At 67.5% G+C, this 22,504-nt stretch carries 25 protein-coding genes; 16 read left to right on the top strand and 9 right to left on the bottom strand.

The features are described 5' to 3' along the window. Positions 1-7: 7 nt before the first annotated feature. On the bottom strand, positions 8-865 hold the full coding sequence (locus AC3WON_RS21115; RefSeq protein ID WP_492352680.1) for a ComF family protein: 858 nt from the start codon (positions 863-865) through the stop codon (positions 8-10). Between AC3WON_RS21115 and AC3WON_RS21110 the strand changes: the two genes are divergently transcribed. The 8 genes from AC3WON_RS21110 (at position 854) to AC3WON_RS21075 (ending at position 7,659) form a co-directional block, all read left to right on the top strand. Then, positions 854-1,807 carry a methyltransferase domain-containing protein gene (locus tag AC3WON_RS21110; RefSeq protein WP_492318932.1) on the top strand — a complete coding sequence of 318 codons (954 nt, stop codon included), beginning with the start codon at positions 854-856 and terminating at the stop codon, positions 1,805-1,807. The genes AC3WON_RS21115 and AC3WON_RS21110 overlap by 12 nt on opposite strands. Before the next feature lie 272 nt (positions 1,808-2,079). Beyond that, the gene (locus AC3WON_RS21105; protein ID WP_492319069.1) at positions 2,080-2,589 is read left to right on the top strand and encodes a DUF2244 domain-containing protein; all 510 of its coding nucleotides are present in this window, start codon (positions 2,080-2,082) and stop codon (positions 2,587-2,589) included. Positions 2,590-2,647: 58 nt separating this feature from the next. Next, positions 2,648-3,910, top strand: coding sequence for a cytochrome c oxidase subunit II (coxB, locus tag AC3WON_RS21100; protein WP_492352679.1), 1,263 nt, complete (start codon positions 2,648-2,650; stop codon positions 3,908-3,910). A 38-nt stretch (positions 3,911-3,948) separates the two neighbouring features. Further along, complete coding sequence (gene ctaD / locus AC3WON_RS21095; protein WP_010814820.1) at positions 3,949-5,556, top strand: cytochrome c oxidase subunit I; 1,608 nt, start codon at positions 3,949-3,951, stop codon at positions 5,554-5,556. A 73-nt stretch (positions 5,557-5,629) separates the two neighbouring features. Beyond that, entirely contained in the window at positions 5,630-5,761 is a 132-nt protein-coding gene (locus tag AC3WON_RS21090) for a cytochrome oxidase small assembly protein (RefSeq protein ID WP_010814819.1), read from the top strand. A gap of 17 nt (positions 5,762-5,778) precedes the next feature. Next, positions 5,779-6,390, top strand: coding sequence for a cytochrome c oxidase assembly protein (locus AC3WON_RS21085; protein WP_492318934.1), 612 nt, complete (start codon positions 5,779-5,781; stop codon positions 6,388-6,390). A gap of 39 nt (positions 6,391-6,429) precedes the next feature. Then, a complete protein-coding gene (locus AC3WON_RS21080; RefSeq protein WP_010814817.1) occupies positions 6,430-6,654 on the top strand; it encodes a DUF2970 domain-containing protein in 225 nt (74 codons plus the stop codon). A 144-nt stretch (positions 6,655-6,798) separates the two neighbouring features. After that, a complete protein-coding gene (locus tag AC3WON_RS21075; RefSeq protein WP_492318935.1) occupies positions 6,799-7,659 on the top strand; it encodes a cytochrome c oxidase subunit 3 in 861 nt (286 codons plus the stop codon). Between the two features lie 129 nt (positions 7,660-7,788). On the opposite strand, the gene AC3WON_RS21070 is transcribed toward AC3WON_RS21075, so the two are convergent. Next, entirely contained in the window at positions 7,789-7,998 is a 210-nt protein-coding gene (locus AC3WON_RS21070; protein ID WP_492318936.1) for a twin transmembrane helix small protein, read from the bottom strand. Positions 7,999-8,073: 75 nt separating this feature from the next. Here AC3WON_RS21070 and AC3WON_RS21065 point away from each other — a divergent pair, with 75 nt between their 5' ends. From AC3WON_RS21065 to AC3WON_RS21045, 5 genes are all read left to right on the top strand, one after another. Next, positions 8,074-8,841, top strand: a complete 768-nt coding sequence (locus AC3WON_RS21065) for an SURF1 family protein (protein WP_492318937.1) — start codon at positions 8,074-8,076, stop codon at positions 8,839-8,841. Between the two features lie 53 nt (positions 8,842-8,894). After that, on the top strand, positions 8,895-9,545 hold the full coding sequence (locus AC3WON_RS21060; protein ID WP_492352678.1) for an SCO family protein: 651 nt from the start codon (positions 8,895-8,897) through the stop codon (positions 9,543-9,545). An 11-nt stretch (positions 9,546-9,556) separates the two neighbouring features. After that, positions 9,557-10,669, top strand: a complete 1,113-nt coding sequence (locus tag AC3WON_RS21055) for a COX15/CtaA family protein (protein WP_492352677.1) — start codon at positions 9,557-9,559, stop codon at positions 10,667-10,669. Then, entirely contained in the window at positions 10,666-11,610 is a 945-nt protein-coding gene (gene cyoE / locus AC3WON_RS21050) for a heme o synthase (RefSeq protein ID WP_013955446.1), read from the top strand. The genes AC3WON_RS21055 and cyoE overlap by 4 nt, the downstream gene beginning before the upstream one ends. Positions 11,611-11,738: 128 nt before the next feature. Continuing rightward, on the top strand, positions 11,739-12,359 hold the full coding sequence (locus AC3WON_RS21045; protein WP_492352676.1) for an SCO family protein: 621 nt from the start codon (positions 11,739-11,741) through the stop codon (positions 12,357-12,359). 106 nt (positions 12,360-12,465) lie between these two features. On the opposite strand, the gene rpoH is transcribed toward AC3WON_RS21045, so the two are convergent. Continuing rightward, the gene (gene rpoH, locus AC3WON_RS21040) at positions 12,466-13,392 is read right to left on the bottom strand and encodes an RNA polymerase sigma factor RpoH (protein ID WP_492352675.1); all 927 of its coding nucleotides are present in this window, start codon (positions 13,390-13,392) and stop codon (positions 12,466-12,468) included. Positions 13,393-13,732: 340 nt separating this feature from the next. Here rpoH and AC3WON_RS21035 point away from each other — a divergent pair, with 340 nt between their 5' ends. Then, positions 13,733-14,608 (top strand): pirin family protein, encoded by an 876-nt coding sequence (locus AC3WON_RS21035; protein WP_492318942.1) that lies wholly within the window; start codon positions 13,733-13,735, stop codon positions 14,606-14,608. A gap of 19 nt (positions 14,609-14,627) precedes the next feature. On the opposite strand, the gene ybiB is transcribed toward AC3WON_RS21035, so the two are convergent. The 5 genes from ybiB to AC3WON_RS21010 all read right to left on the bottom strand — a co-directional run bounded on the left by ybiB (position 14,628) and on the right by AC3WON_RS21010 (position 19,832). Beyond that, on the bottom strand, positions 14,628-15,620 hold the full coding sequence (gene ybiB, locus AC3WON_RS21030) for a DNA-binding protein YbiB (protein ID WP_492318943.1): 993 nt from the start codon (positions 15,618-15,620) through the stop codon (positions 14,628-14,630). A 109-nt stretch (positions 15,621-15,729) separates the two neighbouring features. After that, the gene (locus AC3WON_RS21025; protein WP_492318944.1) at positions 15,730-16,533 is read right to left on the bottom strand and encodes an ABC transporter ATP-binding protein; all 804 of its coding nucleotides are present in this window, start codon (positions 16,531-16,533) and stop codon (positions 15,730-15,732) included. An 18-nt stretch (positions 16,534-16,551) separates the two neighbouring features. Next, positions 16,552-17,457, bottom strand: coding sequence for a nitrate ABC transporter permease (gene ntrB / locus AC3WON_RS21020; protein WP_492318945.1), 906 nt, complete (start codon positions 17,455-17,457; stop codon positions 16,552-16,554). Positions 17,458-17,508: 51 nt separating this feature from the next. Continuing rightward, the gene (locus AC3WON_RS21015) at positions 17,509-18,819 is read right to left on the bottom strand and encodes a CmpA/NrtA family ABC transporter substrate-binding protein (RefSeq protein WP_492352674.1); all 1,311 of its coding nucleotides are present in this window, start codon (positions 18,817-18,819) and stop codon (positions 17,509-17,511) included. A 365-nt stretch (positions 18,820-19,184) separates the two neighbouring features. Further along, positions 19,185-19,832: an ANTAR domain-containing response regulator gene (locus tag AC3WON_RS21010; RefSeq protein ID WP_035822600.1), complete on the bottom strand. Its 648-nt coding sequence runs from the start codon at positions 19,830-19,832 to the stop codon at positions 19,185-19,187. Between the two features lie 252 nt (positions 19,833-20,084). Here AC3WON_RS21010 and AC3WON_RS21005 point away from each other — a divergent pair, with 252 nt between their 5' ends. Both AC3WON_RS21005 and maiA read left to right on the top strand, forming a co-directional pair. After that, positions 20,085-20,786 carry a fumarylacetoacetate hydrolase family protein gene (locus tag AC3WON_RS21005; protein ID WP_492352673.1) on the top strand — a complete coding sequence of 234 codons (702 nt, stop codon included), beginning with the start codon at positions 20,085-20,087 and terminating at the stop codon, positions 20,784-20,786. A 4-nt stretch (positions 20,787-20,790) separates the two neighbouring features. Beyond that, the gene (maiA, locus tag AC3WON_RS21000) at positions 20,791-21,438 is read left to right on the top strand and encodes a maleylacetoacetate isomerase (protein ID WP_010814801.1); all 648 of its coding nucleotides are present in this window, start codon (positions 20,791-20,793) and stop codon (positions 21,436-21,438) included. Positions 21,439-21,511: 73 nt separating this feature from the next. Here the strand turns inward: maiA and ftsY are convergent. Next, a partial coding sequence (gene ftsY, locus AC3WON_RS20995; RefSeq protein WP_492352672.1) for a signal recognition particle-docking protein FtsY occupies positions 21,512-22,504 on the bottom strand: 993 nt, incomplete at its 5' end.

The raw sequence follows: 22,504 nt of genomic DNA, 5'->3' as shown, positions 1-22,504 counted from the left end.
TCCAAAGCTACGGCGTGCGCAGCGCGACGATCACGCTGACGCGGGCCGCGCCATGCGCTTTGAGCACGCCGGCGGCTTCGTGCAGGGTGGCGCCGGAGGTCATCACATCGTCCACCAGTGCCACGTGCAGGCCGTCCAGCCGCGCGGCGCGCGCCAGCCTGAAGGCGCCGCGCAGGTTCACCTGACGGGCGGCCAGGTCCAGCGCACTCTGGCTGCCGGTGTCGCGCTGGCGCTGCAGCAGCACCGGGTCGGCGCGCAGTCCCAGGCGGCGCGCCAGCGGCCGCGCGATTTCCCAGGCCTGGTTGAAGCCGCGCGCGGCCAGCCGCTGCGGCGACAGCGGGATCGGCGCCAGCAGGTCGGGCGCGGGCTGTCGGGCCCAGGCCCCCTGCAGTCCTGCGGCCAGCCTGGCCGCGAGCCAGCCCGCCAGCGGCAGGGCGTGGCCGAACTTGAGCGCCAGCACCAGCTGGTCCTGCGGCGAAGCGTAGTCGCCCAGCGTGTGGGCTTGGTCGTAGGCCGGGGGCGATGCCGCGCAGGCCGGGCAGTGGAAGTGGCGCCCCAGCGCCAGCGCGCAGGCGGGGCAGCGCCGCACCGGGCGCAGCAAGTCGGCGGCACAGGGCGCGCAGACCACCTGCCGCTGCACCGCGCCGCACAGCGCGCAGGCGCTCGGCAGCAGCAGTTCGCCGGCGCCGGCCAGCACCTTGCCGGCGGCGCCGGCAGCCAGCGCGGCGCGCGCGTATACTTGCCGTCCGGCCGCGGCCCATCGGGCGCGGCGGCCGCGTTCATCCGGCGTCCGGGCCTGATCCTGTATCTGTCCCCGCGCCGGTTCCTGGTTTTCTTGCTGCCCTGTCTGCCCGTGTCCCTGCATGCCGCTGATTCCCCCGATGCCTTCCTGCCGCCCGCGCGCCTGACCCGGCTAGCCTTCGACCGGCGCAGCCGCGGCTTCGGCCAGCTGGACTTCCTGCTGGGCGAGATCGGCCGCCGCATGCAGGAGCGCATGGAAGTGATCCGCCTGGCGCCGCAGCGCGCGCTGGATATCGGCTGCGGCCACGGCCAGGGCCTGGCCGGGCTGCGCGCGCGCTTCCCGGATGCGCAGATCGCCGGGCTGGACATCTCCGGCGCGATGCTGGCCGAGGCCGGCCAGCGCGACCCGCAGCGCCGGCCCGGCTGGATCGGCCGCATGCTGGGCAAGCGGCCGCTCTTTGACCTGGTCCAGGGCGATCTTGCCACACTGCCTTTTGCGCCCGCGAGCTTCGACCTGCTGTGGTCCAACCTGGCGCTGCACTGGCATCCGGAGCCGCACCGCGTGTTTCCGGAGTGGCACCGCGTGGCGCGGGACGAAGGTCTGGTGCTGTTCTCGCTGTTCGGCCCGGATACCCTGAAGGAGCTGCGCGCGGCCTTTGCCGAAGTCGACCAGGCACCCCATACGTTGCGCTTTGTCGACATGCACGATATCGGCGACATGCTGGTGCACAGCGGCTGGTCCACCCCGGTGATGGACATGGAGGCGCTGACCGTGACCTACGAGTCCCCCGCCACGCTGCTGCGCGAGGTGCAGGCCTTCGGCGGCCTGCGCGGGCCGGCCGGGGCGCTGCCGCAGGGCCTGCGCGGCCGCGGCTGGTACCAGGCGCTGGCGCAGGCGCTGGAGCGCCGGCGCAACGCCGACGGCGTGATCCCGCTGACCTTCGAGATCGTCTACGGCCACGCCTGGAAGCTGGCCCCGCGTGGCGGCCAGGCGCTCGACGACCAGGGCCGCGCGGTGGTGCCGCTGGACCAGATCGGCCGTGCAAGGCCGCGTCGGACAAGTTAAAACAGAGTTAACTTGCGCCGGTGCGGGATTGCCGCAAACATAGCGCCGGCGCGGCGGGCAGGGCGATGGCGGGGCCCTTCCCTATGCACAGAATCAAGCGGCGCGCAAGCCGTCCGGTCAAGGCGCGCCCTTGTCCGTGTATGGGAAGCGCCCTATAATGCGCCAGTTTGTCGCAGTGGTCCCCTGGCACAAGAACGTCCTGGTTTTGCACTTGCACTGTGCGGCCCGGACGCCATCGTCCCGGGTGTGCATCCGATGCAGAGTGGTTGGCGATGCAAGACTTGGGTATCGCATTCCAGACGGCAGGTGGTGACTCCGGCGGAAATCTCGACGGACCTCCCCCCGCGCCCCACGACTGGCTGATGAAGCGGAATTGCTCGCTGAGTCCACGCCAGGTCGGCTGGTTTTACCTCTCGATCCTCACGGTTTCGCTTGCCATCGCGTTGTTTTTCGCGTGGCAAGGGTCCTGGCTCGTGCTGCCGTTTGCCAGCATCGAGCTGATCGGGCTGGGGATTGCGCTGCTGGTGTATGCGCGCCATGCGACAGACTATGAGCGCGTCAGCATTACCGACGGCATGCTGGTCGTGGAGACAGCCAGCGGCACAAAGGTGACGCGCCAGGAATTCAACCCGCGCTGGGTGCGGGTCGAACTGGGTGAATCGTTCCGCGCGCTGGTGACGCTGCGCTCGGGCGGACGTGAGGTACAGGTGGGGTGTTACGTGGACCCGTACCGGCGACGCAAGTTCGCGCAGGAGCTCGCAGCGGCCTTGCGCCGCCTCTGAGAGGCGGCGGTGGCGGCGGCGGGGACAGATTTGAATCTGTAAATTGGGTAGATAACAAATGAAAATGTGGAAGAAGGCATCCGCAGTTTGTCTGGCCGGCGCGTCCCTGCTTGCCAGCCAGGCGGCGTCCGCGGTCAGCGACATGCCGGGCGGCCCCGCCGTGCGCCAGCTCAACCTGACCGAGCCGGTAACCAAGATCGCCGAACAGATTCACTGGCTGAACTGGATGATGTTGATCATGTGCACGGTGATCTTCATCGCGGTATTCAGCGTGATGTTTTATTCCGTCTTCAAGCACCGCAAGGCCAAAGGTGCCAAGCCGGCTGCCTTCCACGAGAGCATCACGGTCGAAGTGATCTGGACCATCGTCCCGTTCATCATCGTGATCGCGATGGCCCTGCCGGCGACCAAGACCGTGGTGGCGATGAAGGACACCACCAACTCCGACATCACCATCAAGGCCACCGGCTACCAGTGGAAGTGGGGCTATGACTACCTGAAGGGCGAAGGCGAAGGCATCTCCTTCGTGTCGACCCTGACCACCCCGCGCGAGCAGATCAACAACGAGCAGCCCAAGTCGAACACCTACCTGATGGAGGTGGACAACGAGCTGGTCGTGCCGGTCAACAAGAAGATCCGCATCGTCACCACCGCCAACGACGTGATCCACGCCTGGATGATCCCGGCCTTCGGCGTCAAGCAGGATGCGATCCCCGGCTTCGTGCGCGACACCTGGTTCAAGGCCGAGAAGATCGGCGTGTACCGCGGCCAGTGCGCCGAGCTGTGCGGCAAGGAACACGCCTTCATGCCGATCGTGGTGCGCGTGGTTTCGGACGCCGACTACACCAAGTGGGTCGACGGCAAGAAGAAGGAGCTGGCGGCCAAGGCCGACGATCCCAACAAGACCTGGACGCTGGACGAGTCGAAGGTGCGTGGCGAGAAGGTCTACGCCGCCAACTGCGCGGTCTGCCACCAGCCCAACGGCAAGGGCGGCGGCGCCTTCCCGGCGCTGGACGGCTCCAAGCTGGTCAATGGCCCCAAGGCCGGCCAGATGCACATCATGATGGAAGGCAAGGGTGCCATGCCGTCGTGGAAGCAGCTCTCGGACACCGAGCTGGCCGCGGTCATGACCTACACGCGCAACGCCTGGAGCAACAAGACGGGTGAAGTGGTCCAGCCGAGCGACTTCGTGGGTGCCCGTGCGGGCAAGTTCCCCGAGGGCGGCGGCGCGGCAGGCGGCGCGGCGCCGAAGGCCGAAGCCACGCCGGCCGACAAGGCTGACAAGCAGGCCAGCCTCGCGGGCAACCGCGTCGCGGGCTGACCCGCTGAAGACAGAACAGGATTAGAGGAGCATTTGCGATGAGTACTGCTACCCCGGACGCGCTCGCCCATCCGCACGATCATGCGCATGACGACCACGCGCACGACCACCCGCATGGCTGGCGCCGCTGGCTGTTCGCGACCAACCACAAGGACATCGGTACGCTGTACCTGCTGTTCTCGTTCATCATGCTGCTGTCGGGCGGCTTGCTGGCACTGCTGATCCGCCTGGAGCTGTTCGAGCCGGGCCTGCAGTTCTTCCGCCCCGAGCTGTTCAACCAGTTCACCACCATGCACGGCCTGGTGATGGTGTTCGGCGCGATCATGCCGGCCTTCGTCGGCTTCGCCAACTGGATGATCCCGCTGCAGATCGGCGCGTCCGACATGGCGTTCGCGCGCATGAACAACTTCAGCTTCTGGCTGATGCCGCCGGCCGCGCTGCTGCTGGCCGGTTCGTTCCTGGTCCCGGGCGGCGCCACCGCCGCCGGCTGGACCCTGTACGCGCCGCTGTCGGTGCAGATGGGCCCGGGCATGGACATGGCCATCTTCGCCATGCACATCATGGGTGCGTCGTCGATCATGGGCTCGATCAACATCATCGTGACCATCCTCAACATGCGCGCCCCGGGCATGACGCTGATGAAGATGCCGATGTTCTGCTGGACCTGGCTGATCACCGCCTACCTGCTGATCGCCGTGATGCCCGTGCTGGCCGGCGCCATTACCATGGTGCTGACCGACCGCCACTTCGGCACGAGCTTCTTCTCGGCCGCCGGCGGCGGCGACCCGGTGATGTACCAGCACATCTTCTGGTTCTTCGGCCACCCCGAGGTGTACATCATGATCCTGCCGGCGTTCGGGATCGTCTCGCAGGTGGTGCCGGCGTTTGCCCGCAAGCGCCTGTTCGGCTACAGCTCGATGGTGTACGCCACCGCCTCGATCGCCATCCTGTCGTTCATCGTGTGGGCCCACCACATGTTCACGACCGGCATGCCGGTGACCGGCCAGCTGTTCTTCATGTACGCGACCATGCTGATCGCGGTGCCCACCGCCGTGAAGATCTTCAACTGGATCGCCACCATGTGGCGCGGCTCGATGACCTTCGAGACCCCGATGCTGTTCTCGATCGGCTTCATCTTCGTGTTCACCATCGGCGGCTTTACCGGCCTGATGCCGGCCGTGGCCCCGATCGACATCCAGTTGCAGGACACCTACTTCATCGTGGCGCACTTCCACTATGTGCTGGTGGCCGGCTCGCTGTTCGCGCTGTTCGCGGGCTTCTACTACTGGGGTCCGAAGTGGAGCGGTTTCATGTACAACGAAACCCGCGGCCAGATCCACTTCTGGGGTTCGATCATCTTCTTCAACGTGACCTTCTTCCCGATGCACTTCCTGGGACTGGCCGGCATGCCGCGTCGCTATGCAGACTACCCGACCCAGTTCGCTGACTTCAATGCGATCGCGTCGATCGGTGCGCTGGGCTTCGGCCTGATGCAGGTGTACTTCTTCTTCTTCGTGGTGCTGCCGTCGTACCGCGGTGGCGAGAAGGCCGCCGACAAGCCCTGGGATGGCGCCGAGGGCCTGGAGTGGACCGTGCCGTCGCCGGCGCCGTTCCACACCTTTGAAGTTCCCCCGCAGGTCCGCTAAGGCGCGGCCAGCGTAATCAGGCAGCGGGAGGCGGCAGCGTCGCCTCCCGCGCCGGCAAGCAACAGAAGCAGCTATGCAGTCTCCAGACAAAAGCCCATCACGCCCGGACCAGAAGGCCGCCAACCGGCGCCTTGGCCTGATCCTGCTGTCGATCGTGGTGGTTTTCTTTCTGGGGTTCTTCGCCAAGATGATGTTTCTTGGCTGAGGCGGCAGGGTAGCGAGATGAGCATCGACCAGCAGGCTGGCAAAGAAGCGGATAAGCGGTTCAACCGCGGCATGATGCTGCGCCTGGTCGTGATCGTGGCCGTGATGTTCGGCTTCGGCTATGCGCTGGTGCCGCTGTACAAGAAGATCTGCGAGATCACCGGCATCAACGTGATCACCACGCGCGAGCTGCACGGCGCGGTGAAGAACACGCAGGTCGACAAGAGCCGCACCGTCACGGTGGAGTTCGACTCCAACGCGCGCGGGCCCTTCGCCTTCCGGCCGGTGAAGAACAGCATGGAAGTGCATCCGGGCGAGATGGCGACGATCGTCTACGAGGTGGCCAACGGGCAGCCGCGCGATATCTCGGCGCAGGCGATCCCGAGCTACGCGCCCAAGCAGGCGACCCAGTATTTCATGAAGCTGGAGTGCTTCTGCTTCAAGCAGCAGACGCTCAAGGCGAAAGAGGCGCGCGAGATGCCGGTGGTGTTCGTGATCGATCCCGCGCTGCCCAAGGATGTGAAGAATATTACGCTGTCGTACACCTTCTTCGAGGTGGGTGCGCCGGTGGCGCAGGCGCCCGAGGGCCAGCTGGCGCCGCAGCCGGCACCGGCCGGCAAGGGCATCTGAGGCGGCCGCGGTGCATGCCGGGGCTGAGGAGGACGGGCGATGGATGAGATGAAGGACGCGGTCAAGCGCAAGATGTCGTTCGGGCAGACCATGCGCGCGGTGTTGTGGTCGTTCATCGGCCTGCGCAAAGGCGCCGAGCACGAGCGCGACATGGCCCGGCTGAACCCGGTGCATGTGGTGATCGCCGGCGTGATCGCGGCGGCCATCTTCATCGCGGTGCTGGTGCTCATCGTGCGCACCGTGGTGGGGCAGGCAGCGGGATAGCAGGGCAGGAAGGGTAGACAACAAAAGCAGTCGCAGAACAAAGCAACCGCGGCGGCGGGGCTGGCCCGGAGGAGGGGACGGCCCGCAGTGCCAAAGCGCGGATCACGAATACTGAATCAAAGACTCTGAGCTGGAGATAAAAGAATGAGTGCGAATCGCGCAAACGCTCCGTACTACTTCGTACCGGGCCCGTCGCGCCACCCGATCACGGCAAGCTTCGGCCTGCTGATGACGGGCGCGGGAGCTGCCGGTTGGGTAAACGGGCAGCCCTGGGCGCCGTACCTGTGCGGCTTCGGCCTGCTGTGGTTCCTGTTCGTGCTCAAGAGCTGGTTTGGCGACGCCATCAGCGAGTCCGAAGGTGGCATGTACGGCAAGAACATCGACCTGTCGTTCCGCTGGTCGATGGGCTGGTTCATCTTCTCGGAGGTGATGTTCTTCGCGGCCTTCTTCGGCGCGCTGTTCTATGCCCGCACCATCGCCATGCCCTGGCTGGGCGACCTGAACAACAAGATCCTGTGGCCCGACTTTGCCGCGGTGTGGCCCAACACCGGCCCGGCCGGCGTGGTGGAAAATTTCCAGACCATGGGTCCGTGGCCGATCCCGACCATCAACACCGCGCTGCTGCTGATGTCCGGCCTGACGCTGACCTGGGCGCACCACGCGCTGCTGGCCGGCAAGCGCAACCAGCTGATCCAGGGCCTGTCGCTGACCATCCTGCTGGGCGCGGTCTTCATGTGCTTCCAGGTGTACGAGTACATGCACGCCTACTCGGAACTGAACCTGAAGCTGACCTCGGGCATCTACGGCTCGACCTTCTTCCTGCTGACCGGCTTCCACGGCTTCCACGTGACCATGGGCGCGATCATGCTGGCCGTGGTGCTGGTCCGCGTGCTGAAGGGCCACTTCACGCCTGACCACCACTTTGCATTCGAAGGCGCTGCCTGGTACTGGCACTTTGTTGACGTGGTGTGGCTGTTCCTCTACGTCGTGGTGTACTGGCTGTAAATCCGGCTGCCGTACCCGCCGGCGCGTCTCCCGGAGGCCGCCGGCGCCAACGCAAAAGAGAAACGCCGCAGGAGGTGGTCCAGCCTGCGGCGTTTGTCTTTTGCGAGCCTGGTGCCCGCTTGCTGGCGTTCAGGGCGCCATGCGGATGCCCGTGCTGTGGATCCAGCCCATCCAGTTCGCGAACAGGATGAACAGGAACAGCGCCACCGAGAAGCCGACGCGCAGCATCAGCGAGCGCATCATGTTGGGGGTCGTGCCGCGGTCGCGCATCATGAAGAACAGGGCGGAGGCCAGGCTGGCGATGATCAGGATGAAGGCAACGATGATGACAAAGCGCATGGCGGGGCAGGTCGGGGCCAGGAGCGACGGAAAAGCCCATTATCGCACCGGCCCGCGTAGCGGTCCCGCCTGGCGATGACGGTGCGCCGCTGGTTCAGCCCGCTGCCGCTGGCCGCTGCGCTGGTGGTGATCGCCGTGACCTGCGCGCTGGGCAACTGGCAGCTCAACCGCGCGCACGACAAGGAGGCGCGCGCGGCGCGGCTGCAGGCGCTGTCGGCGCAGCCGCCGGTGGTGCTGGGCACGGCCCCGCTGCCGCAAGTTGTGACCGACCGCACGGTCCGCGTGACCGGGCGCTTTGACACAGCCCGCACCGTATTGCTGGATAATCGCCCCCACGGCAATGGCAGCAGCCCCGGGGATAGCCGCGCCGGCTTCCTGGTGCTGACGCCGCTACGGATTTCAGCCGCCTCGCCGGCGCCCGCAGGTGCCGCCGGCGCCATGCAGGCGGTGCTGGTGCTGCGCGGCTGGTTGCCGCGCGACGCCCAGGACCGCACCCGGATTGCGCCGTTCCCCACGCCCGAGGGCGAGGTGACGATCGAAGGCACGGCACTGGCGGCCGTGCCGCGGGTCTATAGCCTGGGCCAGGACGCCGCCGGCAGCAAGATCCGCCAGAACCTGGACCTCGCTGCCTATGCGGCCGAAACCGGCCTGGCGCTGCACCCGCTGGTGCTGGAGCAGCGCAGCGACAGCGGCGATGGCCTGGCGCGCGACTGGGCCCCGGCCGACCTGGGCGCGGAGCGGCACTACGGCTATGCCTTCCAGTGGTTCGGGCTGGCCGCGCTGACGGTGGTGCTGGTGGTCGTGCTGGGCTGGCGCCGCGCGCGCCGGGTGGCAGCACCGTAACTCGAATGAACCGGGCGCATGCGCTCGCCGAAGACAAAGGACAGACGTACTCCATGGCACAGCAAGACTCCGCCCCGGCCGCCGCGGCCTCGCCGCCGGATACCCGCATCGATGCGCGCACGCGCCGCGGCCGCCTGCAGATGCTGATGCTGTTGCTGGTGTGCGCGTCGCCGGTGATCGCCTCTTACTTCACCTATTACGTCATCAAGCCGCGTGGCGGCGCCACCAACTACGGCGCGCTGGTCGACCCGCAGCGGCCGATGCCGCCGGTGCGCGTCACCGACGAGCAGGGCCGGGCCGTGCCGCTGGAGCAGTTCCGCGGCAAGTGGCTGCTGGTGACCACCGATCCGTCCGCCTGCGACGAGGCCTGCGCGAAGAAGCTCTTCACCATCCGCCAGATCCGCGCGGGGCAGGGCCAGGACCGCGAACGCATCGTGCCGGTGTGGCTGGTGACCGACGACGGCAAGATCGACGAGCGCCTGAACGCCGCCTACAACGAGCCCTACGCGGGTGTGCGCTTCCTGCGCATCGACCGCCAGGCCGCGCATCAGTGGCTGCCGGCCGAACCCGGCAAGCGCGCCGAGGACACCCTGTTCCTGGTCGACCCGCTGGGCAACCTGATGATGCGTTTCCCGCAGGACCCGGACCCCAAGAAGATGAGCGGCGACCTGAAGAAGCTGCTCAAGGTCTCGCGCATCGGCTAAAAGGGGACGGCATGCTGCTGCAACTGGCCATCATCGGCATCCTGATCGCGTTGTTCCCGCTGTCCTACGTGCTGGTGAAGGGGGACCGCAACAAGTACCGCAAGCTCGCCTGGATCACGGCGTTCCTGACGCTGGACCTGATCATGTTCGGCAGCTTCACGCGCCTGACCGACTCCGGCCTGGGCTGCCCCGACTGGCCCGGCTGCTACGGGCACTCCAACCCGCACGCCGCGATGGAGCCGATCCGCGCGGCCGAGACCGCGCTGCCCAGCGGCCCGGTGACGCTGGCCAAGGCGTGGATCGAGATGATCCACCGCTACTTCGCCATGGCGGTCGGGGTGCTGATCATCACGCTGATGGTGCTGGCGTGGGTCAAGCGGCGCGAGCTGAAGCAGTCGCCGTGGTTCGCCACCGGGGTGCTGCTGCTGGTGTGCGTGCAGGGTGCGTTCGGCGCTTTCACCGTGACCCTGAAGCTGCAGCCGATCATCGTGGTCACGCACCTGATGCTGGGCATGGCTCTGCTGGCCGTGCTGATCCAGCTGGGTTCGCGCAACGATCCACCGCACCCGGTCGCGGCGCAGGCCGCGCGGCTGCGCTGGCCGGTGCGCATCGGCCTGCTGCTGCTGGTGATCCAGATCTTCCTGGGGGGCTGGGTCAGCACCAACTACGCGGTGCTGGCCTGCACCGACTTCCCGCTGTGCAACGGCCAGCTGGTGCCCGAGATGGATTTCCGCCACGGCTTCACGCTGTGGCGCCAGCTTGGCATGACCGCCGACGGCGACTACATCCCGCACGCGGCGCTGGTGGCGATCCACTGGGTGCACCGCGGCTTTGCCTTTGTCGTGCTGGGCTACCTGGCGTGGCTTGGCCTGCGCGCGCGCAGACTTGAAGGGCTCGCGCGCGCGGCCAGCTGGCTGCTGGCCACGCTGGTGCTGCAACTGGCCACCGGGATGTCCAATATCGTGTTCGACTGGCCGCTGGTGGCCGCGGTTGCGCACAACGGCGGCGCGGCGCTGCTCCTGCTGCTGCTGGTCCGCCTCCACTACAATACAGGGCTCGCAGGGCTCACCATGCGGGCCGCCGGCGTGCCCGCTGCCGTGCCGAACGCCGCCCGCGCCACATGAAAGACAAGACCCCTTCCGTGGTTACCGCTACCCACCCCCATTCGCTGGGCAAGTTGAGCCGGATACGGCACCTTGCCCGACAATATGCCGCCCTGACCAAGCCGCGCGTGACGCAGCTGGCCGTGTTCTGCGCCATCATCGGCATGTTCCTCGCCACGCCCGGCATGGTGCCGTGGCGCGTGCTGATCGGCGGCGCCGCCGGCATCTGGCTGCTGGCCGGTGCGGCCTTTGCCATCAATTGCCTGGTCGAGCAGAAGATCGATGCGCTGATGCGCCGCACCGCGTGGCGCCCGTCGGCCACCGGCGAGATCACCACGCCGCAGACCCTGGTGTTCTCCGCCATCCTGGGCGGCGCCGGCATGTGGCTGCTGCACGTCTACGCCAACGACCTGACGATGTGGCTGACCTTTGCCACCTTCCTCGGCTACGCGGTGGTCTACACCATCCTGCTCAAGCCGGCCACGCCGCAGAACATCGTGATCGGCGGGCTGTCGGGGGCGATGCCGCCGGCGCTGGGCTGGGCCGCGGTGGCGGGCGAGGTGCCGGCCGAGGCCTGGTTCCTGGTGCTGATCATCTTCACCTGGACCCCGCCGCACTTCTGGGCCCTGGCGCTGTACCGCCGCGCCGACTACGCCAAGTCCGGCCTGCCGATGCTGCCGGTCACGCACGGCGAGCGCTACACGCTGCTGCATATCCTGCTGTACACGCTGATCATGATCGCCGCGACGCTGCTGCCCTTTGTCTACGGCATGAGCGGCTATATCTACCTGGCGGCCGCGCTGGCGCTGGGCGCGGGTTTCCTGGCCTACGCCTGGAAGATGTACCGCAACTATTCAGACGAGCTGGCGCAGCGCACCTTCCGCTTCTCGATCCTGTACCTGTCGCTGCTGTTCGCCGCGCTGCTGGTCGACCACTACTTCAAGTTCGTGCCGCAGGTCTGACCTGTGGCCGACCGGCTGCGGCATCTTGTCGCGGCCGGCGCAGCGTGGCGGCACGATCGGCGATACTGCGTGATGTCGCCGCCCTCCGCTGCCGCTGTTTCCTCCCACCCCTGACCGGTCTCCGCCGCATGCCCCGCCTAAGCCCCGCCTCCGGCCTGTTCGCCGCCTTCCGCCGCTTTTCCCTGCTGGCCGCGCTTGCGCTGGCCGTGGCTGCCTGCGGGCAGCAGAAGGCCTCGTTCCGCAATGTCGACATCACCGGCGCGGCGGACTTCGGCAAGGACTTCTCGCTGACCGACCATCACGGCAAGGTGCGCACCATCGCCGACTTCAAGGGCAAGGCGGTGGTGATGTTCTTCGGCTACACCCACTGTCCCGACGTGTGCCCGACGACGATGGCCGAACTGAAGGCGGTGGTGGAGAAACTGGGCCCCGACGCCGACCGCGTGCAGGTGCTGTTCGTCACGGTCGACCCGGAACGCGACACGCAGGCGCTGCTGGCCCAGTACGTGCCGGCCTTCGATGCGCGCTTCCTGGGGCTGCGCCCGGCCGACGAAGCCGCACTGCAGAAGTTGACCAAGGACTTCAAGGTGTTCTACGCCAAGGTGCCGGGCAGCTCCCCGACCAACTACACGGTTGACCACTCCGCGGGCAGCTATGTGTTCGACCCGGACGGCAAGCTGCGGCTGTTCATCCGCCACGGCCAGGGTCCGGATCCGATCGCGCACGACCTGAAACAGCTGCTGTCGTGACGTGAAAGGGAGGGAAGGGGTGCGGCATAAGGTCGCACTCACCCTCTCGCGGGCAACAAAAAGGCCGGTCCAGTGGACCGGCCTTTTGCATGGCTGGGGGTGCGGATCAGGCGAACGCCTGCAGCGCCCCCTTCATCTTCTTCATGGCCGCGGCCTCGATCTGGCGGATGCGCTCGGCCGAGACGCCGAACTCGTCAGCCAGCTCATGCAGCGTGGACCCGCCCGAGCCATCGTCCTCGACGTGCAGCCAGCGCGCCTCGATGATGCGGCGGCTGCGTTCGTCCAGCTTGCCCAGCGCTTCTTCCAGGCCCTCGACCTGCATGCGGTCGTGGCGCTTGGCTTCCAGCACGCGGGTGGGCTCGTTGTGGTTGTCCGCCAGGTAGGCGATGGGGGCGAATTCCTCTTCGCCGTCGTCGATCTGGCCTTCCAGCGCCAGGTCGCCGCCCGACAGGCGGGTCTCCATCTCCATCACTTCTTCGGGCTTGACGTTCAGCTCGCGCGCCACGGCCTCGACCTGCTCCGGCGTGAACGTGTGCGCGCCCTGCTTGTGGCTGCGCAGGTTGAAGAACAGCTTGCGCTGGGCCTTGGTGGTGGCCACCTTGACCATGCGCCAGTTCTTCAGCACGTATTCGTGGATCTCGGCCTTGATCCAGTGCATCGCGTACGACACCAGGCGCACGCCCTGGTCGGGGTCGAAGCGCTTGACCGCCTTCATCAGGCCGATATTGCCTTCCTGGATCAGGTCGGCGTGGGGCAGGCCATAGCCCAGGTACTGGCGGGCGATCGACACCACCAGACGCAGGTGGGACATCACCATCTGGCGGGCAGCATCAACGGAATCGTGGTCGCGGAGCTCGCGCGCCAGGCGCTGCTCTTCCTCCGCGGTCAACAGCGGAATCCGGTGGACAGCCTGGATATAGCTGTCGAGGTTGCCAACGGTGGCCGGGAAGGTCAGCGCGAAGCTGCCCATGCTCCGGGGTGCCGTCGGCAGACGGTTATTCAGGGTTTGGTCGGCAGACAAGACTGCGTTCACTCAATGGCTCCTTTCGCATCCGGCGGTTCGGTTGCCGGGATGCCGCGCCTGTTGGGGCGGTGGCACTGCAACACATATTAGCACTCAGGCCGGGTGAGTGCTAATTGGAGCCCCGATGGTCGTGATAGTTCCTCTCGATTGCTCTTGCTGCTGGCATAGCTACTTGCCACTTCGAGCGGCGGGAACGATACCCACGGTTCGGCGCACTGGATGTTAGAGCGGTGCGGGGCACGGCGGTTCTGCCCGCTGCTGCAATGATTTGTTGCAGCAGCGGCTACACTCGACCAAGCTGCGGCGCGCTGGCATCCTTGCAAGCCTCTCTCATTCCACCGGAGGAGTTATGTCTGCTATCGAACACTTGCTCAAGCCGCATGTGCGCGACCTGGGCGATTTTACCGTGCGCCGGCTGTTGCCCGCCGCCGCCGCCCAGACTGTCGGGCCGTTTATCTTCTTCGACCATATGGGGCCGGTGCAACTGCCGCCGGGCGGCGGAGCCGACGTGCGCCCGCATCCACATATCGGGCTGGCCACGGTCACTTATCTGTTCGAGGGCGAGATCATCCACCGAGACAGCCTGGGCAGCGACCAGGCGATCCGCCCGGGCGATGTCAACTGGATGACCGCCGGGCACGGCATCGTGCACTCGGAGCGCTCGCCCGAGCATGTGCGCCCCGCCGGGGCCCGCCTGCACGGCATCCAGACCTGGGTGGCACTGCCGCAGGAGCATGAGGGTGCCGAGCCGTCGTTTTTCCACCATCCAGCCGCCACGCTGCCACGGATCGAGCGGCCGGGCGTGCGCATGGTGGTGATTGCGGGCGATGCCTTTGGCCAGGTCTCTCCGGTCAAGATCTTCAGCCGCACCCTGTATGTGGCGATCGAGCTGGATGCGGGCGCGAGCGTGGAGATCCCGGCCGATCATGCCGAGCGGGGCATCTATCCGGTGGATGGCGCGGTGGCGCTCGACGGCGAGCCGCTGCCGGCCGAGCATATGGTGGTGCTCACGCCGGGCCAGCCCGCAACGCTGACGGCCACGACACCGTCGCGCGTAATGCTGCTGGGCGGTGACCCGACCGACGGGCACCGTTTTATCTACTGGAATTTCGTTGCCAGCAGCAAGGTGGCGATCGAGGCCGCCGCCCAGCGCTGGGAGGACGACCAGTTCCCGCACGTGCCGGGCGAGACCGAGCGCATCCCGCTGCCCCCGCGCAAGCCCTGACAGCGGTCCCGGGGCTGGCTCAGACCGGGCTGGCCCAGGTCACGCGGGTGCCTTGCCGCAGGCATTCGCGGATAGCCTCGACCTGGATCGCGATCGGCGCCGGCACCGGCGCCGCGCCGTCCAGCACGCGCCGGATCCAGGCCACGGTCTGGCCGGCGTCGCTGCCGGGCGGCAGTTCAGGCACTTCGGCCAGCGAACCCACGGCCGGATCGACCAGCGTCTGCTGGTGCCCCTCGTGCAGCCAGTCGATGCGGCTGGTGCGGCGCGCATCGGCCACCACTTCGCCCTCGGTGCCGCGTGCCAGCAGCACGTTGGCGGGTTCATGCGAGAAGTAGTCGGTCAGCGTCTCGCGGTATTCGGGGTGGGTGTAGCTGTACAGGCGCAACCCTTCCGCGGGCGAATGCTCGCCCACCGGCTGCAGCATCTTGGCCACCGTGTGCGCCGAATTGCGCAGGCCGATCACGGTGCGCCGCTCCAGCAGCTGCGACAGCCCGGGCGACAGCACATCCACCGGCAGCACCGCCAGCGGCCCGAGGTCGCTGCCCTCGCGCAGCCGTGCCGAGGCCTCGCCGGTAGTCGCGCACAAGGGCACGCCCAGCGCCTCGAACAGCGTCATGCTGGTCACGCGGCCATTGAACAGGCGCGTGCCGTGCACCAGCACGGGGACATCTTCGCGCGCCAGCAGCAGCGCCAGCAGCGGCACCAGGTTGGGTTGCTTGCGCGCGCCGTTGTAGCTGGGGATCACCACCACCTGCCGGTCAGGCGGCGCCGGCAGCGGCTGGCAGTGCGCATGGGCGGCTTCCAGCATGCCGGCCAGCTCGTGCGGGGCCTCGCCCTTGATGCGGTAGGCCATCAGGATGGCGCCAAGCTCCAGGTCCGAGACGCGCCCGGCCAGCATGGCGTCGAACAGGGCCTGCGCGTCTTCGCGCGGCAGCGCCCGCGCGCCGTTGACGCCGCGGCCGATCTCCTTGATATAGCGGGCAGCAGGGAAGGACGTGGCTGGCGTGGTCATGGCGGCGTGGGGGTAGTCTGTTCTGGGTTCATGATAGCGGAGCCAGGCCGCCGCGCCCATCGCCGCCTGTGCCACATAGGGCCGCCCACCCGCACGCGGCCGGCGGGCACTACGCGGCTTCCTGCAGCGCCGGGTTGCGCTGCTTGCGGTAGAGGAAGTCCAGCACCGCGGTGCGGCAGGCGTGGTAGCCCTTGTCGTCGGCCAGCGCGACGCGGTCGCGCGGACGCGGCAGCTCCACCTTCAGGATCTCGCCGATGGTCGCGGCCGGACCGTTGGTCATCATGACGATGCGGTCGGCCAGCAGCACGGCCTCGTCGACATCGTGGGTCACCATCACCACGGTGCTGCGGGTGCGCGCCACGATCTTGATCAGCTCGTCCTGCAGGTGCGCGCGCGTGAGCGCATCGAGCGCGCCGAAGGGCTCGTCCATCAGCAGCACCTTGGGCGCCATCGCCAGCGCGCGGGCAATGCCCACGCGCTGCTTCATGCCGCCGGAGATCTCATGCGGGTACTTGTTCTCGGCGTGCGTCAGGCCCACCAGCGCCAGCGTGTCGTGCGTGCGCGCCTTGAGCTGCGGCTTGCTCTCGCTGGCGGCGAAGACGCGCTCCACGCCCAGGTAGACGTTCTCGAAGCACGTCAGCCACGGCAGCAGCGAATGGTTCTGGAACACCACCGCGCGCTCCGGCCCCGGCCCGGCGATCTCGCGCCCGGCGCAGATCAGCGCGCCGGTGGTGGGCGTGGCCAGTCCCGCGACCAGGTTCAGCAGCGTGGACTTGCCACAGCCTGAATGGCCGATCAGCGTGATGAACTCGCCCTCGGCGATATGCAGGTTGATATCGCGCAGGGCGACGAACGGGCCCTTGCGGGTCTTGAAGGTCTGGCCGACGTTTTCGATGCTGACGAACTTGTCCATGGCGATTCTCCCCGCGTGTCAGTTGGTGCCGTAGCTGAAGCGCCGGGCCAGCGCCAGCAGCGCGTGCTCCAGCAGCAGCCCGATGATGCCGATCACGAAGATCGCGATCACGATGTGCTCGACCTTCAGGTTGTTCCATTCGTCCCACAGCCAGAAGCCGATGCCGGTGCCGCCGGTCAGCATCTCGGCCGCGACGATCACCAGCCACGCGGTGCCGATCGACAGCCGCACGCCGGTCAACATGTAGGGCAGCACCGCGGGGAACAGCACCCGCGTGAACACCTTCCATTCCGACAGGTCCAGCACGCGCGCCACGTTCAGGTAGTCCTGCGGCACGCGCGTGACGCCGACCGCGGTGTTGATCACCATCGGCCAGATCGAGCAGATGAAGATCGCCCAGATCGCGGCCGGGTTGGCGGCCTTGAACAGCAGCAGGCCGATCGGCAGCCACGCCAGCGGCGAGACCGGCCGCAGCAGGCTGATCACCGGCGCGGTCATCGCGTTCAGGAAGGCGAAGCGCCCGATCAGGAAGCCGGCCGGGATGCCGACCAGCGCGGCCAGGCCGAAGCCCGCCGCGACGCGCGCCAGCGATGCCAGCACGTTCCAGCCGATGCCCTGGTCATTGGGCCCGTTGCGGTAGAACGGGTCGGCAAACAGCGGCACCGCGGCGTTCCATGTGGCCTGCGGCGTGGGGATGGCCGGGATCATCGTGGCGATGCCGTGCCAGGCCAGCACGAACAGGGCAAAGCCCAGTGCCGGTGGCACGGCCTTGAGCACCAGCGCGGCGACCGCCTCGCGGCGTTGCGAGCGCCGTGCCTGCGCGGCGATTTCCTGCTCGCGCCGGCGCGCCCGCTCCTTGGTGTCGGGGTCGGCGCTGGCGGCTACGGTTGCACCATCGGGCGTGGGGTGGGCTATGGCATTCACGTCTGGCTCCTTTCGTCAGGGGCACTGCGGATCAGTGGGGGAAGGCTTGCGTCAGGCCTTGATCTTGAAACCGTCGCCGTAGGCCTTGGGGTCCTTGCCGTCCCAGACCACGCCGTCGATCAGCTTGGCGCTGCGCATGTCGCTCTTGGGCAGCGGCACCTGCGCGGCGGCGGCGGCCTGCTTGTAGACGTCGATGCGGTTGACCTGCCTGGCCACGGCGAGATAGTCCGGATGTTCCTTCAGCAGGCCCCAGCGCTTGTGCTGGGTCAGGAACCACATGCCGTCTGACAGGTACGGGTAGTTGGCGCTGCCGTCCTGGTAGAACTTCATCGCGTCGGGGTCGTCCCAGGTCTTGCCCAGGCCGTTGGTGTAGCGGCCCAGCATGCGGTCCAGGATGATGTCCATGTCGGTGTTGACGTAGGACTTGGCGGCAATGGTCTCGGCGGTCTTGCGGCGGTTGGAGGTCGACGCATCGATGAACTTCGATGCCTCCAGCACCGCGGCCACCATCGCGCGCGCGGTGTTGGGGTATTTCTGCACGAACTCCGCGGTGGTGCCCAGGGTCTTCTCGGGGTGGCTCTTCCAGATGGCCTGCGTGGTCTCTGCGGTGAAGCCGATCTTGTCGGCGATGGCGCGCGCGCCCCAGGGCTCGCCCACGCAGAAGCCATCCATATTGCCCACGCGCATATTGGCCACCATCTGCGGCGGCGGCACCGTGATGGCCTTGGCGTCCTGCATCGGGTTGATGCCGTTGGCCGCCAGCCAGTAGTACAGCCACATCGCGTGCGTGCCGGTGGGGAAGGTCTGGGCGAAGGTGTAGTCGCGCTTCTCCTTCATCATCAGCGCCTTCAGGCTGGCGCCGTCCTTGACGCCTTTCTCGGCGAGCTTGGACGACAGCGTGATGGCCTGGCCGTTGTGGTTCAGGTTCATCAGCACGGCCATGTCCTTCTTCGGGCCGCCGATGCCCAGCTGCACGCCGTAGATCAGGCCGTACAGCACGTGCGCCGCGTCCAGCTCGCCGTTGACCAGCTTGTCGCGCACGCCGGCCCATGAGGCTTCCTTGGTCGGCGTGATCTTGATGCCGTATTTCTTGTCCAGCCCGAGCGTGGCGGCCATCACCACCGAGGCGCAGTCGGTCAGCGGGATAAAGCCGATGCGCACGTCGGCCTTCTCGGGCGCGTCCGAGCCCGCTGCCCACGCACCGGCGCGCACCAGCGGATCGACCAGCGTCATCACGCTGGCGCCGGCGATGGTGGCCAGCGCGCGGCGGCGGCCGCTGCTGGCCGGCACGGCGTCGGCAGCCGCGTCGGGAACGTGGACGGCTGCGTGCAGCGGCTTGGCAATCCTGAGGCGAGAGGGCATTGCATGGCTCCAAGAAAAAAGGCGTCCCCTCCGCGACCGGCTTCGCCAGAAGACCGGTGCGGCGCAGGGACGCCGTTGTCCGTGGCGTGACGCAGCCCGCGTTGGCCGTGTCCGCCGAAATTGTTGGTCGGCCGCCGTTGGCCGATACCTGCATAACGCAAGGCGTGTGCCAGCCTGTGCAGTGCAGCATTCGAGGGCGGATTTGTGACGGATCGGGAGGTAATGATCGGATGCGGTGCGCGCGCGCTGGCCGCCGCCACATTCGGGGGAGCATAGGAGGGAGGTGGAGCAGCGCGGCAGCGCCAGGAGCGTGCATTGCACCAGTCGCGTGCGGCAGCGCACCACGGCTGGCAGGCGGGAGCGGCTCAGCCCATCACGTCGATCACGCGCTGGGCCGCGTCCACCAGCTTCAGGCCGCGCTCCATCGCCATGCTGCGCAGGCGCTTGTAGGCCTCGTCCTCGCTGAGGCCGCGCGCCTGCATCAGCAGCCCCTTGGCGCGCTCGACCACTTTGCGCTCGGCCAGCTTGAGCCGGGTGGCATCGAGCTCGGCGCGCAGCTGCTGGTCCAGTTCGAAGCGCGCGTAGGCCACGTCGAGCACGGTCTTGACGCGCTCGGCGCGCAGGCCGTCGACGATATAGGCGGTGATCCCCGCCGTCAGCGCTGCCTTGATGCGCTGGCTGTCGTCGTTGTCGGTGAACAGCACGATCGGACGTGGCGCATGCTGGGTCGAGACGCAGACATGCTCGATGGTGTCGCGCGCGGCGGATTCGGACGCGATGATCAGCATGTCGGGCTGGGTGGCCGTGATCACATCCGGCAGGCGCAGGTCGGCGTCGACGATCTGGATCTCGGTAAAGCCCGCGCTGACCAGCCCGCCGCGGATGGTTTCGACGTTCAGCGGGTCGGCGTCATGCGGGTCGCGCACGAGCAGGATCCGCAACACCCGGCCGCCGGCAGTGGGCGGGGCAGGTGCAGCAGCGGTGGGCGATGGGGGCGGGTGGCGTCGTGTCATGGCTAGGCTCTGTTGCAGTGCGCCATGCAAGATTCGCGCCGGGCAAGTATCCGGTACCTGCGCCAGTCCGGTGCGCTGGCGCTGCGAGGATGCCTGGATTCATTGTATGCGGTCGTACGCAGAGCCAACTCTCGCGGTGTATCCTGTTGCCCTGCTGCGCCGGGGCGTCTGCTGGCGACGCCGCGCATGGCTGCATCCTGCAATCCTGCCCACCCGCGCCGCAGCACCGATCAGAACAATCTGGAGAGATGCATGACCGAATTCGTGTTCGCCCCGGCCGCGCCCGTTGGCGTGCCGGTGCGCGGCAGCAATGCTAGTTTCCCGGTCCGGCGCGTGTACTGCGTCGGCCGCAACTATGCTGCCCACGCCCGTGAAATGGGCTCGGACCCCGACCGCGAGCCGCCGTTCTTCTTCTGCAAGCCGTCCGACGCGGTCAGCTACGTCGCCGACGGCACCGAAGGTGCCTTCCCGTACCCGCCGGGCACCAGCAACTGCCACTATGAAGTGGAGCTGGTGGTGGCGATCGGCAAGGGCGGACGGGACATCCCGGTCGACCAGGCAGCCGGCCACGTGTTCGGCTACGCCGTGGGCCTGGACATGACCCGCCGCGACCTGCAGAACGAATCGAAGAAGACCGGCCGCCCCTGGGAGACCGGCAAGGCCTTCGACCAGTCCGCGCCGATCGGCCCGATCGTGCCGGTCTCGGCCATCGGCCATCCGGAGAAGGGCGCGGTGACGCTGGCGGTCAACGGCGTGGAGAGGCAGCGCGGCGACCTGTCCGACCTGATCTGGTCGGTGCCGGAGATGGTGTCGTACCTGTCGAAGCTGTTCGAGCTGCAGCCGGGCGACCTGATCTTCAGCGGCACGCCCGAAGGCGTGGGCCCGGTGGTCAAGGGCGATGTCATGCAGTGCCACGTCGGCGGCGTGGGCGATCTCACCATCAAGGTAGTCTGATCCGATGCTAAAGCTTTACAGCTATTTCCGCAGTTCGGCCTCATTCCGCGTGCGCATTGCGCTGGAACTCAAGGGGCTGTCGTATGACTATGTGCCGGTGCACCTGCTGAAGGAAGGCGGCCAGCAGCTCAAGCCGGAGTTTCGCGCCGTGAATCCCGACGGCCTGGTGCCGGCGCTCGCCGACGGCGAGCACGTGCTGCAGCAATCGCTGGCCATCGTCGAATACCTGGACGAGGTCCATCCCGAGCCGAAGCTGCTGCCCGGCACGGCGCTGGACCGCGCCTATGTGCGCGGACTGGCCCAGGAGATCGCGTGCGAGATCCACCCGCTGAACAACCTGCGCGTGCTGAAGTACCTGAAGCACACCGTGGGCGTGACCGACGAGGTCAAGGACGCGTGGTACCACCACTGGATCGAGCTGGGCTTTGCGTCGCTGCAGGCCAACCTGGAGCGCGGCGGCAAGGCCGGGCGCTTCTGCTTTGGCGATACGCCCACGCTGGCCGATATCTGCCTGGTGCCGCAGGTATTCAACGCGCAGCGCTTCAATATCGACCTGGCCCGCTACCCGGCGATCGCCAGGATCTATGAAACCTGCATGGAGCTGCCTGCTTTCCAGAAGGCGGAGCCGAAGGCGCAGCCTGACGCGGAATAAGCGTTCGCAGGCCTGCAAGGCAAAACGCCCCGGCACTGCCGGGGCGTTTTTGCTTTGCACGGGTTGCCGGGCCTTACCCCAGCAGCGCTTCGGCGAACTCATCCGCCTTGAACGGCTGCAGGTCCTCCACCTTCTCGCCCACGCCAATGAAATAAACCGGCACCGGGCGCTGGCGCGCGATCGCCGCCAGGATGCCGCCCTTGGCGGTGCCGTCGAGCTTGGTCACGATCAGGCCGGTCAGGCCCAGCGCGTCGTCGAAGGCGCGGGTTTGCTGCAGGGCGTTCTGGCCGGTATTGGCGTCGATCACCAGCAGCACCTCGTGCGGCGCGCTCGACATGGCCTTGCTGATCACGCGCTTGACCTTCCTGAGCTCTTCCATCAGGTGCAGCTGCGTCGGCAGGCGGCCGGCGGTGTCGGCCATGACGATGTCGATGCCGCGCGCCTTGGCCGCATTGACGGCGTCGAAGATCACCGCCGCCGGGTCGCCGCTTTCCTGCGCCACCACGGTGACGTTGTTGCGTTCGCCCCAGATCGTCAGTTGCTCGCGCGCGGCGGCGCGGAAGGTATCGCCGGCGGCCAGCAGCACCTTCTGGTCATAGCGCTGGAAGTGCTTGCACAGCTTGCCGATGCTGGTGGTCTTGCCGGCGCCGTTGACGCCCGCGATCATCATCACCAGCGGCTGCTCGCGGCCCAGCGCCATGGTTTTTTCCAGCGGGCGCAGCAGCTGCGTCAGCAGCTCGCGCAGCGCCGCCTTGACGCCTTCGGCGGTCTCGATGCGCTCGGCCTTGACGCGCTTGCGCAACTCGCCCAGCAGGTACTCGGTGGCTTCCACGCCGGCATCGGCCATCAGCAGCGCGGTTTCCAGTTCTTCGAACAGGGCCTCGTCGACCTTGACGCCGACGAACAGCGTGCCGATGTTGCGGCTGGTCTTGGACAGCCCGGTACGCAGCCGATGCATCCAGCCCAGCTTCGCTTCAGCAGTCTGGGCGGGCGGCGGGACCAGCTCGAGCGCTTCGGCCGGTGCGGGCGCCGGCACGGGGATCGGGGCCGCCACGGGCGCTGGGGC

The organism is Cupriavidus sp. FW305-46 (genome assembly GCF_058787075.1).
Note: the sequence above shows the minus strand (reverse complement) of the source record. Positions and strands in the feature narration are given on the sequence as shown.